11 protein-coding genes are annotated in these 12,938 nt (G+C 73.0%); 2 read left to right on the forward strand and 9 right to left on the reverse strand.

What is annotated here, in order from left to right; genetic code table 11:
* Window positions 1–63: 63 nt before the first annotated feature.
* The 5 genes from AC07AW_RS06185 to AC07AW_RS06205 all read right to left on the reverse strand — a co-directional run bounded on the left by AC07AW_RS06185 (window position 64) and on the right by AC07AW_RS06205 (window position 5,368).
* Entirely contained in the window at window positions 64–1,113 is a 1,050-nt protein-coding gene (locus AC07AW_RS06185) for a DMT family transporter (RefSeq protein WP_478814267.1), read from the reverse strand.
* Between the two features lie 115 nt (window positions 1,114–1,228).
* Window positions 1,229–2,827, reverse strand: coding sequence for a class I adenylate-forming enzyme family protein (locus AC07AW_RS06190; protein WP_478814268.1), 1,599 nt, complete (start codon window positions 2,825–2,827; stop codon window positions 1,229–1,231).
* A 34-nt stretch (window positions 2,828–2,861) separates the two neighbouring features.
* The gene (locus AC07AW_RS06195; protein WP_478814269.1) at window positions 2,862–4,583 is read right to left on the reverse strand and encodes an aminotransferase class I/II-fold pyridoxal phosphate-dependent enzyme; all 1,722 of its coding nucleotides are present in this window, start codon (window positions 4,581–4,583) and stop codon (window positions 2,862–2,864) included.
* A 106-nt stretch (window positions 4,584–4,689) separates the two neighbouring features.
* Complete coding sequence (locus tag AC07AW_RS06200; protein WP_478814270.1) at window positions 4,690–4,872, reverse strand: DUF1272 domain-containing protein; 183 nt, start codon at window positions 4,870–4,872, stop codon at window positions 4,690–4,692.
* Window positions 4,873–4,990: 118 nt separating this feature from the next.
* Window positions 4,991–5,368, reverse strand: a complete 378-nt coding sequence (locus AC07AW_RS06205) for a VOC family protein (RefSeq protein ID WP_478814271.1) — start codon at window positions 5,366–5,368, stop codon at window positions 4,991–4,993.
* Window positions 5,369–5,575: 207 nt separating this feature from the next.
* Here AC07AW_RS06205 and AC07AW_RS06210 point away from each other — a divergent pair, with 207 nt between their 5' ends.
* Window positions 5,576–5,857, forward strand: coding sequence for a hypothetical protein (locus AC07AW_RS06210; RefSeq protein ID WP_359514381.1), 282 nt, complete (start codon window positions 5,576–5,578; stop codon window positions 5,855–5,857).
* A gap of 51 nt (window positions 5,858–5,908) precedes the next feature.
* On the opposite strand, the gene AC07AW_RS06215 is transcribed toward AC07AW_RS06210, so the two are convergent.
* Window positions 5,909–6,823, reverse strand: a complete 915-nt coding sequence (locus AC07AW_RS06215; RefSeq protein WP_478814398.1) for an EamA family transporter — start codon at window positions 6,821–6,823, stop codon at window positions 5,909–5,911.
* Window positions 6,824–7,024: 201 nt separating this feature from the next.
* Here AC07AW_RS06215 and AC07AW_RS06220 point away from each other — a divergent pair, with 201 nt between their 5' ends.
* On the forward strand, window positions 7,025–7,882 hold the full coding sequence (locus AC07AW_RS06220; RefSeq protein ID WP_478814272.1) for a LysR family transcriptional regulator: 858 nt from the start codon (window positions 7,025–7,027) through the stop codon (window positions 7,880–7,882).
* Here AC07AW_RS06220 and AC07AW_RS06225 read toward each other — a convergent pair.
* The 3 genes from AC07AW_RS06225 to AC07AW_RS06235 form a co-directional block, all read right to left on the reverse strand.
* Window positions 7,869–8,261, reverse strand: a complete 393-nt coding sequence (locus tag AC07AW_RS06225; protein ID WP_478814273.1) for a hypothetical protein — start codon at window positions 8,259–8,261, stop codon at window positions 7,869–7,871. The genes AC07AW_RS06220 and AC07AW_RS06225 overlap by 14 nt on opposite strands.
* 18 nt (window positions 8,262–8,279) lie before the next feature.
* Window positions 8,280–10,016 (reverse strand): FG-GAP repeat domain-containing protein, encoded by a 1,737-nt coding sequence (locus AC07AW_RS06230; protein ID WP_478814274.1) that lies wholly within the window; start codon window positions 10,014–10,016, stop codon window positions 8,280–8,282.
* A 127-nt stretch (window positions 10,017–10,143) separates the two neighbouring features.
* The gene (locus AC07AW_RS06235; protein ID WP_478814275.1) at window positions 10,144–12,909 is read right to left on the reverse strand and encodes an FAD-binding and (Fe-S)-binding domain-containing protein; all 2,766 of its coding nucleotides are present in this window, start codon (window positions 12,907–12,909) and stop codon (window positions 10,144–10,146) included.
* Window positions 12,910–12,938: the final 29 nt, after the last annotated feature.

The following is a 12,938-nucleotide window of genomic DNA, read 5'->3' on the forward strand; positions in this document are numbered from 1 at the left end:
AACGGCGTGGCCCCCCACGGGTGTGGGAGGCCACGCCGTACGCGTTCAGCGGGTCGGAAGCGGTCAGGACCTGCTGCCCGAGCCGACCGGCGCCGGGGCGGAAGCGGAGCTCGTACCGGAGGCCGAACCGGAGGACGAACCGGAGGCCACGACCGGAGTGGGGGCCGGTGCGGCCGCGGCGGCCTTGGCGGCCACCCGGCGCAGGTACAGGTTGTTGAAGACCAGCGCGGCCGCCGTGAGCGAGGCGCCGACGATCTGCATGCCGGCCGGGACGACACCGGTCAGGGCGGAGATCACGAACGCGGTGATCGGCACGACGTCCATGAAGAGGACGCCGTTGAGCGGGCCGAGGTAGCGGTTGCCGAAGTTCCAGCCGAGGACACCGACGAAGCCGGCGATGACGCTCATGTAGGCCAGCTGGGGAAGGATCGAGCCCACGGCGCCCGCCGTCGGGACCGGGACGCCGCCGGCGGCCAGGATGATCGCCGTGATCACGGCGGCGCTGGCGAGGCCGAGGACCGTGGTGATGGCGGTGTACTTGATCGGGGACCAGGTCGGGAAGTAGCTCGCGCCCGAGGTGTAGACGACCCAGCACAGCGCGGCGAAGAGCAGCAGGGCGTCGGCGCCGGCCGTCTTCGGGTCGGCGATCAGCGAGCCGATGTCACCGTCGGAGACGACGAGGATGGTGCCGACGAAGGACATCGCGATGAAGACGAGCGAGAACTTCGGCGGAACGACCTTCTTCAGCACCCAGTTCACCAGGAAGCCCATCATGGGCATGGTCGCCATCATGATCGAGGCGTTCAGGGCGCCCCGCTCACCGATGAGGTCCTGGCCGAAAAAGACCAGGAACTGGAAGCCCGCGAAGCCGGCCGTGCCGAACAGCCAGGCCAGACCGATGCGTTCGCCCTTGAGACGGAGCCCTGCCTTGCCCTCGCGGATCCGGAGGAAGACCAGGAACATCGCACCGGCGATGGTGTAGCGCATCACGGTGAAGGTGAAGGGGTCGATGTGCTTCAGGGTGGAGTCCATGAGGGGGAACATCGCGCCCCAGGACACCGTGGCCAGGAGGCAGAGGAGAACGCCTCGCGTGTACGTGTTCTGACTGTTCATGAGTCTTCCTGTCGGGCCTGAGCCGGCTGGGAGTGGGAGGTGTGGGAGGGGAGGGGAGGGGGGCCGGGTCCTGCGGAGGGGGTGGAACCCGGCCCCCCGGGCGGGGACGGAGGGATCAGACCCCGACCGGCTCCGGCTCGCGGGACTCCGCGGGCCGGATGTCGAGCAGCGGCAGGACCGACTCCAGGAGCTGGGCGGCCCGGACCTTGCCGGTCGGGCTGTACGGGATGGCGTCGACGGGGACGACGTACGCCGGGAGGCAGGGCACGCGGCGGGCGCAGGCGGCGCTGACCGCCCGGTAGCCGCTCTCCTGCCGCTCGGGCGCGACGGGGGTGAAGGGCACGACGAGCACCTCACCCGCGCCGGGGAGCTTCGTCCGCAGGACGGCCGTCTCGCGGACGCAGGGCAGGTCCATCAGATCGGCTTCGAGGCCGAAGATGTTGACGTCGAGGGGCTTGCCCGCCTCGGCCTTGGCGACGCCGTCGTTGCGGCCGGTGAGTTCGAGCCGGCCCGCCTCGTCGACGAGCCCGCTGTCGCCGGTGAGCAGGAAGCGCTGCGTACGGCCGCCGTAGTCCAGCGTCATGAAGTCGGGCTCGCTCGTCGCGTAACTGTCCATCAGCTGGTAGCTGGCGATGGCGACCCGGCCCCGACTGCCCTTCGGGAGCGGCTTGTTGTCGGCGTCGAGGACGACGACGGTGTTGCCGGGCATGGGGCGGCCGGAGCGGCAGGGCGCCACGTGCAGCTCCTCGGGGCCGATCATGACGTTCACGCCGGTCTCGGTCGTCCCGTAGTAGAGGTGGAGCACCGGGCCGAGGCGGTCCCAGGCGTTGTTGATGACCCACCGGTTGAGGTGCCGGCCGCCGGAGAGGACGAAGTGCAGGCGGGAGGTCTTGTGCAGGTGCTCCGAGTTCGGGTGGGCGACGACCCGGGCCAGGACGGGCGGCACCATGAGGGTGGTGGAGACGCCCTCGTCCTGGATGATGCGGATGAGCTCCTCGGCGTCGTCGTGCGGGCCGAGGACGACGGTGCCGCCCAGGGTGAGGAAGATGCGCGCCCAGCCCGGCCCGGAGGCGTGGTACAGCGGCACCGTGACGAGGTGGACGTCCTCTTCGTCGAAGGCGTACTGGTCGACGAGGTCGGCGAAGCGGCGGGCCTCGAAGGAGGTGCGCCGGACGACCATCTTGGGGACGCCGCTGGTGCCGGAGGTGAAGGAGAAGGCCTCGAAGGGCTGCTCCACCGGCTGCGGTTCGCCCGGTGCCGACACGAGGAGGTCGGTGAAGCTGACCGAGACGGTCTGGCCGTCGGGCAGGCCCACGGGCTCGCTGTCGATGAATATGTCGAGTATGTCCTGGCCGCCCGGCCAGCCGCACTCCTCGACGAGGCCGCGGTGGGCCTTCGAGGTGATGACGACGGTCGGCTCCAGCTGGTCGAGCGCGGCGGTGGTGGCGACGGGTCCGGCGGTGTAGTCGAGGCCGACGCAGGGGATGCCGAGGGAGCTGACGGCGGCCATGGAGACCACCAGCTCCCAGCTGTTCTCGGCGAGGAAGACCGCGCGGGCCGGCCGGGCCTCGGGCAGCAGGTCCTGGATGGCGCAGGCCACCCGGCTGACCTTGTCGGAGAAGCTCGCCCAGGTCATGCGGGTCTCGCCGTCGACGACGGCGACGCGCTGGGGCCAGCGGGCGGCGTGCTTGCGGATGTCCGCGATCTTGATCATGGAGGTGCTCTCCTCGTAATCGGGGGGTGGCGGATCAGCTGGTGGCGACGGCGGTCGCGGCGGCGGTGACGGTGGCCGCGGTGGTGCCGGTGGCCGAGACGGCGGCGGCGGCACCGGCGAGCTGCTCGGTGGTGAGGCCCTCCGTGGTGAGGCTCTCCGTGGTGAGGCCCTCCGTGGTGAGGCCCTCGGTGGTGAGGCTCTCGACGGTCAGGTGGTCGGCCGTGGCCGGTACGGAGCCGGTGGCGGCGGCCTGGACGGCGAGCTCACGGGCGGAGACGGTCGGGTTCCGCAGCGTGTAGATCTCGCAGCCGCTGGAGCGGAGCGTGTCGATCTGACTGAGCGTCCGCTCGCAGAGCTTCTCGCCGGGCACTGTGATCGGGATGCCGGGCGGGTAGGCGATGATGAAGTGCTCGGAGGTGCCCGTGGCCAGGGCCGCGGAGGCGCTCCGGTAGGTGCGCTGGATGGTGCGCAGGGCGTCGAGGAGGCGCAGCAGGGTGGCCTCGTCCACACCGATGTGGATGTGGAAGAGGACGGCGTCGCCGCTCTCCCGGGCCACGTACAGCGCGTACTCGTCGAAGAGCATCCGGCGGAAGTCGGCGGCCGTGATGCCGAGGGCGCTGATGTCGACGAGGACCCGGGTGGGGTCGTCGCTGACGAGCTGCGCGGCGTCGGTGAGGTGGCCGTCGGGTCCGAGCGGGCGGTACGCGGAGAGCCGCGGGTCCGTGGCGAGCTCGACGCGCAGGGTGCGGGCGAGCCCGAGGGAGCGGCCGAGGAGCGACTCGCCCTCGGTCTCGGCCTGGAGCCGGGCCAGGTCCAGGCTGGCGAGGACGGGCCAGCTGGGCGAGGTGGTGTGGTGCTGGAAGAGGGCCTGCGCGGTGCGCTCCTGGGCCTCGCCGTCGCCGATGAGGTGCAGGTAGGAGCCCTGGCGGAGCGCCGACATCGACTTGTGCGCGGAGTGGGTGACGGCCACGTTCATGGCGAACCGGGGGTCGGCGGCGCGCAGCGCCTCGACGGCGTGCAGCGCGGTGAGCGGGCGCAGCCGGGGGTGGAAGCGGTGGGCGGCGCCCCAGGCCTCGTCGACCAGGACGGAGACGGTGGGGTGGACGGCGGCGAGCTCGGCGAGGACGGTCGGCAGGTCGTACCGGACGCCGTCGTAGGAGACGGCGGAGAGGACGACGGTGTCGAAGGGCCGGCCCTCGGCGGCGGCGGCGCGGAACATCTCCAGGAGCCGGGGCAGGTCGGCGTACGTCCGGGGGCAGCCGTCGCAGCAGCGCTGCATGGGGGCGTACGCGACCTGGACGCCGAGCGAGTTGAGGGCGAAGTGCACCGACTGGTGGCAGGAGCGGTCCGCGAGGACGCGGGAGCCGGGCTGGGTCAGCGCGGTCAGGGCGACCCGGTTGGCGGTGCTGGTGCCGGCGGAGAGGAAGAAGGTGGCGTCGGCGCCGAAGCTGCGGGCCGCGAGACGCTGGGCCTCGCGAAGCGGCCCCCGTGGCCGGAAGAAGGAGTCGAGCATCGTGCCGCTGTAGGACACGTCGGCCGCGAGCTGCGCGGCGCCGAAGAGCGCCTCGTAGGTCTCCCGCATGTGGGAGTCGCGGATAGACCGGCCGTGCGAGAGCGGCAGCGCGTGGAACGTGGCGATGTCACGTCGGGCGACGGCGAGCACGGCGTCAGCGAGGGGGGTCCTGCCGTCCCGGTAGGCCCCGGGACGAGCCGGCAGTGTCGCCGGCTCCGGAGTGGAGCTGGTGGATGCGGTCATGGACCCATGAAATAAAAACCTTCGCGAAGGTATCAACTATCATCAGTGAAGCTGATGGACGACCGGGAGGACCCCCCGGCCGACCAGCGGCGATGACAGCTCGTGGCTAGGCCGCGGCGCGGCGCGGACGGGGCACGAGTTCACCGCCGCAGTTGGGGCAGACGTCGTTCATGGCGTCGGCGCAGGGCACGCAGTAGCTGCACTCGTACGAACAGATCCGCGCGGGCCCGTCGGCCGTCAGGGTCGCCGTCTCGCAGCGCTCGCACCGGTCTCGCATCTCCAGGGCCATGATCGGCTCCCCTCCTCGTACGACTGAGAACAACTGAGAACGACTGAGAACGACTCCATCGTCCACGCCCGCCCGACAGGCCGAAACAGGCCTGCGGCCAAAGATCAACAGATTCGGGTCAGTGCCTGACCAGGCAGAACGGATGCCCCGCCGGGTCCGCGTACACCCGCCAGCTCCGCGCGCCCGACCCGCCGTCGAGCAGCTTCGCGCCCTGCGCGAGGACCTGCTCATGGGCCGCGTCCAGGTCCGCGACGCCGAAGTCGAGGTGGAACTGCTGAGGGAGCTCCGGGTCCGGCCACGTCGGCGGGCGGTGGTCGGCGACGCCCTGGAAGCAGAGGACGAGCCCGCCGGGGGTGTGCAGGGTGGACCAGTCCTCCCCGAGGGACCAGCGGGGGTCGGGCCGGTCGACGTCCCCGCCCAGCACCGCACGGTAGAAGGAGGCGAGTTCGCGAGGCGCGGGACAGTCGAGGACGATGCACTGGAGGTCGGCGATCATGGGCGGATCATAGGCGGGGCGGGGCGGGGCGGGGCCGGAGCCGGACCAGGCCAGAGCCGGACCGGACCGGAGCCGCGTCGCGATGCGCGGCACCGAGGTCACCCGGCCCGGCGCCCCGCGCCCGCCCGGACGTCGGTCGCCGGGCAATCCATCCCCCTCCCCGCGCACGTACCCATAGACAGGCACTCCGCGGAAGGAGGAGTGGTCATGCATCCGCTGAAGCGTGCAGCGCTCGCGGTGGCCTCGGTCGCCCTCGCGGCGGCGGGCACCGCGGGCATCGCCGCGGGCCCCGCCTTCGCCGGTCAGCCCAACCAGTCCTGCGAAGAGCAGCCCGTCCGCCCGGGTCAGTCCCAGTCGGCCCCCGGTTCCGCCTTCAACCCCGACGGCGTCGCCGGGACCCACTACGCCGGCGAACAGCCGCAGAACTCCGTCAACCCCCACTCCGTGTCCCAGTACGACGTGGCCTGCTTCCAGGTCTCGACGCACTGACATCCCCTGCCCTGAAGCGGCCTCGGCCCGAACGAGGACGGCCGGCCGCTTCTACTCCGCCCGGGTCCGGCGGGACTGGGTGCGGACCGCCCCCATGCTCGCCCCGATGACCAGGGCGATCGCCAGTGCGTCGGTGGCGGACAGGGCCTGGCTCAGGACGAGGAAGCCGGCCGCCGCCGCGATGGCCGGTTCCAGGCTCATCAGGATCGCGAACGTGGGCGCGGGCAGGCGGCGCAGCGCGAGGAGTTCCAGCGTGTACGGGAGGACGGAGGACATCAGCGCGACCGCGAGGCCCAGGCCGATCGTCGACGGTACGAGGAGCTTGTCGCCCGCCTCCGCGATGCCGAGCGGCAGGCTGAGGACCGCGCCGAAGGCCATCGCGAGCGCGAGCCCGTCCGCCTGCGGGAAGCGGCGGCCGGTACGGGCGCTGAAGACGATGTACGCCGCCCACATCGCCCCCGCCGCCAGCGCGAAGCCCGCACCCAGCGGATCGAGGCGGTCGAAGCCGCCGCCCCCGAGCAGCACGACGCCGCCGAGGGCGAGCCCGGCCCAGAGGAGGTTGACGAGGCGGCGCGAGGCGACGACGGAGAGGATCAGCGGGCCGAGGACCTCCAGGGTCACGGCGGCACCCAGCGGGATCCGGTCGGCGGCCTGGTAGAAGAGGATGTTCATGCCGGCCATGGCGGTGCCGAAGGCGACGATCGTCCCCCAGTCGGCCCGGCCGTAGCCCCGGACCTTGGGCCGGCACACGATCAGCAGCACGGCGGCGGCGAGCACGAGCCGCAGGGTGACCACCCCGAGCGCTCCGGCGCGCGGCATCAGCAGAACCGCGACGGCCGAGCCGAACTGCACGGACAGCCCACCGGCGACGACGAGCGCGACGGGCCCGAGCCGGTGACCGGCGGCGGACGGGGCTGCTCCGGGGTGCGCCGCGGGCGCCGCCGGCGCCGGCGCCTGAGCAGCCACGGGCGCCGCGGCCGGAGCCGCCTCCTTGACCGGACTGTCCACCGACGACTCCTTCACCCACACGCGCTAGTTCACTGAACTGAACCTCAAGTCCAGAATAATGCACCCCCGTCCGAGCCACACCCGGAACTCCCCTCCCACGCTACGAGCCCCAGCGCGGCACCGGAAATGCCGATTGTGCTGCGGTTATGCTCCGGACGCATGAGCATCGAGCTGCGTCACCTCCGCTGCTTCCTCGCCATCGCCGAGGAATCCAGCCTCACCAGGGCGGCCGCCCGGCTCCACCTCACCCAGCCCGCCGTCTCCCGCACCCTCGCCGCCCTGGAGCAGCACCTCGGCGCCCGGCTCGTCGACCGCTCCACCCACCACCTCGCCCTGACCGCCGAAGGCCGCGCGTTCCAGGACCGGGCCGCCGCCGCCCTCGCCGCCTTCGACGCCGCGGTCGACCCGGCGCGCCTGCGCCACCGCCCCCTGCGCCTCGGGCACGCCTGGTCGGCCTTCGGCCCGTACACCACTCCCCTGCTCCGGCGCTGGCAGCGCGCCCACCCCGAGACCCCGCTCGAACTCCTCCGCATCGACGACCGCACCGCCGGCCTCGCCCGCGGCGAGGTCGACGCGGCGCTGCTGCGCGGGGCCGTGGAGGCACCCGGCTTGGTCACGGCGGAACTCACCACCGAACCTCGGGTGGCCGCCCTCCCGGCCGACCACCCGCTCGCGGACCGCGGCCGACTCGCCCTCGACGACCTCACCGGCGAGACCGTCGTCCTCAACACCGTCTCGGGCACGACCACGCTGTCCCTCTGGCCGGCCACCGCCCGCCCGGCGGCGACCCTGACGGTCGCCAACACCGACGACTGGCTCACGGCGATCGCCGCCGGCCGGGGCATCGGCGTCTCCTCCGCCTCCACGGCCGCCCTCCACCCCCACCCGGGCGTCGCCTACCGCCCCCTCCCCGACGCACCCCCGCTCCCGGTCGTCCTGGCCTGGCGCGACGCCTTCCCGCACCCGGCGACGGAGGAACTGGTGACGATGGCCCGGGAGATCGTCAGCGGGGCGTGACCGGCTCCCGCCGCAGGGAACGCCAGACGTGCAGGGCCCAGGAGTGCGCCTCCGCCCCCTCGTGCGAGCAGTACAGCCCGACGGCCGCACCGTCCGGCTCCACCACGTACGCGGTGAGCTCGTGCCACGGACGCCCGGAGTCCCCCGGCGAGGTCCAGAAGGCGTGCCGTACACCGCCGTCGAGGTCGGTACGGACCGCGACGGGCAGCGGCACCGGGAACCGACCGAGGACGTGGTCGCGGTCCCCGACCTCCCCGAGCAGCCGGACGGCCGCCGGCCCGTGCCCCTCCACGAGGTACGGGAGCTCTCGCCGCTCGTCGGCCCTCGCCCCGGCGACCCGGGTCCGGTCGGACGACGTACGCCGGTCCACCGCGCCCATGCCGTTCCTCTCCGGAGGTCAGAACAGGCGGTTGTACGTGTTCCAGCCGCTGCCGATCCTGGTCCGCGGGGCGAACGGCGCGGCCGCCGTGCCTGTGCCCTGGTACAGCCACAGCACCCCGGCGCTGTCGCGGGCCACGGCGTCGGCCTTGCCGTCGTCGGTGAGGTCTCCGGTGACGACCAGTTGGCTGTAGGCGTTCCAGCCGGCGCCGATCCTGGTGCGGGTGGCGTACGGGGCCGTACCGCTGCCCGTACCCCGGTACAGCCACAGCACCCCGGCCCCGTCCCGGGCCAGCAGGTCGGCCCGGCCGTCACCGGTCACGTCGGCGCCACCGGCGAGCTGGTCGTACACACCCCAGCCGGCGCCGACCTTCACCCGGGTCCTGAACCGTGCGCTGGTGAAACTGCCGGTGCCCTTGTAGAGCCACAGCACGCCGGCCTTGTCGCGCGCCAGGAGGTCCATGTAGCCGTCCCGGTCGAGGTCTCCGGCGCCGGTGATCCGGTCGTAGATGTTCCAGCCGGCGCCGACCTTGACGCGGGGTGCGAAGGGGGCTTGGTAGCCGAGCTGGCGGTCGTAGTACCAGAGGGTGCCGGTCGCGTCACGGGCGACGAGGTCGCCGAGGCCGCGCGTGACCGCGGACGGCTTCACGTCGGCCCGGTAGTAAAGGCCCTGCCTGTACGGCGACAACGAGGTGATCGTGCTGTAGGTCTGCCAGCCGGGGCCGGCCTCGTCCCGGGCGTAGAAGGGAGCGGAGGCCCTGCCGGTGCCGTAGTACCTCCACAGTGTGCCGGTGGTGTCGCGGGCGTGGAGGCCGTGCCACGGGAGAACCTCCTTACCGTGCATCGTGAACGGCGTCCCCGACTGGACCACGTCGCTGTCCGGGGTCCCGGCGTCGTAGATGTCGTACCGCGACCGGGCCTCAAGTCGCAGCGCCTTCTGGTTCGCAGGGCTCGTCAGCTCGTAGCCGATGACGTGGTCACCCGGTTCGACACGACAGTCCAGGTTCATCGCGTCGAGGTAGAGCTGATCCGCGCGGTACGAGCAGGAAACCCCGGGATCGGTGGTGACGTTGCCGAGGGGGATCTTCCCCGGCCAGTCCCACAACTGGCCTTCGTCGGCCCTGAAGGAGAGGGACACGTCTCCGGCGTCGACGGCGTGTACGCGGAGCTGGTGGCGTACCGTTCCCCCGGTCGGGACGTCCGGGAGGTCGAAGGCCACGGTGTTCAGGGCGGCGGACGCAGCGGACTTGACGATGACCCTGCCGGTGCCGTGCGTCGCGTCGGCGGGCCGCGCTCCGGCCGTGCGGGCGGCCTCGATCGCGGCCGTCAGGTCACCGCTCCTGGACACGTACGAGAAACCCCAGTACAGCGTCGTGTCCTTGGCGTCCTTGGGCACGACGAGACTGGGGTTGCTGTAGGCGACCTGCTGGTCGCACACGTACACGCCGACGAGTCCGGCAGGCTGGTCACAGCCGTCCGCCTGGATCCGGTATCCCGGCGGCACACCGGCCCCGTCACCGGCCGCCCCGGTCAGCGGCTGCGTCCCGACGGCGATGACGAGCTTCCCCCAGAAAGTCGTGCCCGACTCGACGATCGGGTAGAAGCGCGGCACCGAGCCCGGCGCCGCGACCGAGTCGTGCCCCGACAGCTTCAGGTCCTCCGCCGCGGCGACCCCCGCCCCCGCCGTCACACCCGCGACGGCCAGCAGCCCGGCCACTCCGGTCATCGCCGCCGCGCGGCGCATGCGCTTGCTCAAGAGTCGTTCCCCCCGGAACAGAAGGGGCTCACGCCCCCGTACGCAACGAGTCGGCGACGCTCTCACCCGCACTCGGCAGGGGCGCGCCCGACAGTGCGTGCATCTTCAAACGTTCAGGAGTTCGGCGTCAAGGCATCGACGGCCCCGGCCCCTCGTCCAACCCCTCCGCCAGCGCCTCCGCCAGATGCCGCCCCCGCGCGTCCGTCAGGTCCGCGATCTGGGTCCTGCACGAGAAGCCGTCCGCCAGGACCGTCGCGTCCCCGGCCGCTCGCAGCGCCGGCAGGAGTTGGTCCTCCGCGCACGCCACCGACACCTCGTAGTGGCCCGGTTCGAAGCCGAAGTTGCCTGCCAGGCCGCAGCAGCCGCCCGCCAGGTCGCCTGTCAGGCCCGCTCGTTCCCGGAGGCGGCGGTCCGCCGCGTCGCCCAGGACCGCGTGCTGGTGGCAGTGGGTCTGGCCGGTGACCGGGCGGTCGAGGCGGGGTGGGGTCCAGTCGGGGGCCAGTTGTTCCAGGGCCTCCGCGAAGGTGCGGACCGATGCCGCCAGGTGCGCGGCGCGCGGGTCGTCCGGCAGCAGTTCGGGCAGGTCGGTGCGGAGGGTGGCCGCGCAGGAGGGTTCCAGGACCACGACCGGGCCGTTCGCCTCTCCCATGACGTCCAGCGTCCTCCGCATCACCTTCCGGGCCGCGCCCAGCTGGCCCGTCGACACATATGTCAGCCCGCAGCAGACCCTCCCCGGCGGCAGCTCCACCCCGAGCCCCGCGTCCTCCAGGACCCGGACGGCGGCCTCGCCCACCTCCGGTGCCAGGTGGTTCGTGAAGGTGTCCGGCCACAGGGTGAGCGACGGGGGGCGGGTCGAGGCACGCTGGGCGAACCAGTACACGAACGACCGCTCCGCCACCCGCGGCATCGTCCGCTCCGGCGTCACCCCCGCGAGCCCCGCCGCGAACGGCAGCCGCATCGCGGCGTTCAGCCCCCGCCCGAAGTGCGCCAGCCAGCCCGGCAGCCGGCCCATCGTCCAGTGCGAGCGCGGTCGCGCGAACGGCCGGTGCGCGTAGTGCCGGTCGAGGAACTCCGCCTTGTACGCCGCCATGTCGACCCCCACCGGGCAGTCACTGCGGCAGCCCTTGCAGGACAGGCACAGGTCGAGCGCCTCCCGGACCTCCTCCGAACGCCAGCCGTCGGTGATCACCTCGCCCAGCGCCATCTCGTGCAGCAGCCGCGCCCGGCCCCGGGTGGAGTGCTTCTCCTCCCCCGTCGCCCGGTACGAGGGGCACATCACGCCCGGGCCCGTGCTCGGCCCCTCCACCCGGCATTTGGCCACCCCCACGCAGCGGGCGGCAGCCCTGCCCACCCCCACCACCGGCAGGCCCTCGAACCGCAGTCCCTCGTCCAGCCGCCGCGGCCGCACCAGCATCCCCGGGTTCAGGCCCCCGTCCGGGTCCCACACGTCCTTGACCGCGCCGAAGAGGCCGACCAGCTCCTCCCCGTACATCCTCGGCAGCAGCTCGGCCCGCGCCTGCCCGTCGCCGTGCTCCCCGGAGAGCGAGCCGCCGTGGGCGACCACGAGGTCGGCGACCGCCTCGGAGAAGCGGCGGAAGTCCCGTACGCCTTTCCCCGTCCACAGGTCGAAGTCGATCCGCACGTGCACGCAGCCGTCGCCGAAGTGCCCGTACGGGACTCCCCTGAGGCCGAAATCGGCCAGCAGCGCACGGAAGTCACGGAGGTACGCGCCCAGCCGGGCCGGCGGCACCGCGCAGTCCTCCCACCCCGGCCAGGCGTCCCCGCCCCCCGGCATCCGGGTCGCCGTCCCCGCCGCGTCCTCCCGGATCCGCCACAGCGCCCGCTGCCCGGCCGCCTCCCGTACGACGGCCGCGTCGACCGCATCCGCCGCCCGGACCAGTTCGCGCACCGCCGCCTCCCCGTCCACCTCGCAGAACAGCCACGCACCACCCCGAGGCAGCCCCGAAGCACCCCGTACGAGATCGGCCGCCATGCCCTCCACCGTCAGCGGCCCGTGCTCCAACAGGCCCGCCGCCGCGTCCGCCGCCGCGGTCTCGTCCGCGTACCCCAGGACCACGAGGACCGGCTCGGCGGGCAGCGGGACGAGCGACACCGTCGCCTCCGTCACCACGCCGAGCGTGCCCTCGCTGCCGCACAAGGAGCGGGCCACGTCCACGCCCCGCTCGGGGAGCAGCGCGTCGAGGGCGTAGCCGGAGATGCGGCGCGGCAGACCGGGCGGGTAGCCGGTCCGGAGGAGGGCGAGATGGCGGTCGACGAGGTCGAGGAGTCCGGCGGGCGCGCCCTGCCCGCCCCGCCCCGGCGTCAACTCCTCTCCCCGGTACGTCACTACTTCCAGCGAGCGCACGTTGTCCGCCGTGGTCCCCCAGGCGACGGAGTGCGCCCCGCACGCGTTGTTGCCGATCATGCCGCCGAGGGTGCAGCGGCTGTGCGTGGACGGGTCGGGGCCGAACGTCAGGCCGTACGGGCGGGCCGCCGCCCGCAGCCGGTCCAGGACGAGCCCCGGCTGGACGACGGCCGTGCGCCCGGAAGGGTCCAGCGAGACGATCCCGCCCATGTGCCGTGTGAGGTCGAGCACGACGCCGGTGCCGGTCGCCTGGCCTCCGATCGAGGTCCCGGCGCCCCGCGCGACGACCGGAGTGATGCCGTGCGCCCGGCACACCTCCAGGACGGCCGCGACGTCGGCGGCGTCGCGCGGCGCGACCGTACCGGCCGGAACGCGGCGGTAGTTGGAGGCGTCCATCGTCGTCAGGGCCCTCGCGGCGACGGAGAAGTCGACCTCTCCGGCGACGGCCGCGCGCAGGTCGGAGGCCAGTCCGGACGCGTGTTCCTCGTGTCTTCCCACAAGCCCAGGATGTCTCAGTCCTCGTCTCATCGGGCGGACATCCGGCGACCGGCCCCGCC

The organism is Streptomyces sp. NPDC044003 (assembly GCF_056435185.1).

Excerpts from the sequence above, each read along its gene's own strand:
- AC07AW_RS06185 (WP_478814267.1), bottom strand. The coding sequence starts at position 1,113 with ATGAACAGTCAGAACACGTACACGCGAGGCGTTCTCCTCTGCCTCCTG.
- AC07AW_RS06190 (WP_478814268.1), bottom strand. The coding sequence starts at position 2,827 with ATGATCAAGATCGCGGACATCCGCAAGCACGCCGCCCGCTGGCCCCAG.
- AC07AW_RS06195 (WP_478814269.1), bottom strand. The coding sequence starts at position 4,583 with ATGACCGCATCCACCAGCTCCACTCCGGAGCCGGCGACACTGCCGGCT.
- AC07AW_RS06200 (WP_478814270.1), bottom strand. The coding sequence starts at position 4,872 with ATGGCCCTGGAGATGCGAGACCGGTGCGAGCGCTGCGAGACGGCGACC.
- AC07AW_RS06205 (WP_478814271.1), bottom strand. The coding sequence starts at position 5,368 with ATGATCGCCGACCTCCAGTGCATCGTCCTCGACTGTCCCGCGCCTCGC.
- AC07AW_RS06210 (WP_359514381.1), top strand. The coding sequence starts at position 5,576 with ATGCATCCGCTGAAGCGTGCAGCGCTCGCGGTGGCCTCGGTCGCCCTC.
- AC07AW_RS06220 (WP_478814272.1), top strand. The coding sequence starts at position 7,025 with ATGAGCATCGAGCTGCGTCACCTCCGCTGCTTCCTCGCCATCGCCGAG.
- AC07AW_RS06225 (WP_478814273.1), bottom strand. The coding sequence starts at position 8,261 with ATGGGCGCGGTGGACCGGCGTACGTCGTCCGACCGGACCCGGGTCGCC.
- AC07AW_RS06235 (WP_478814275.1), bottom strand. The coding sequence starts at position 12,909 with ATGAGACGAGGACTGAGACATCCTGGGCTTGTGGGAAGACACGAGGAA.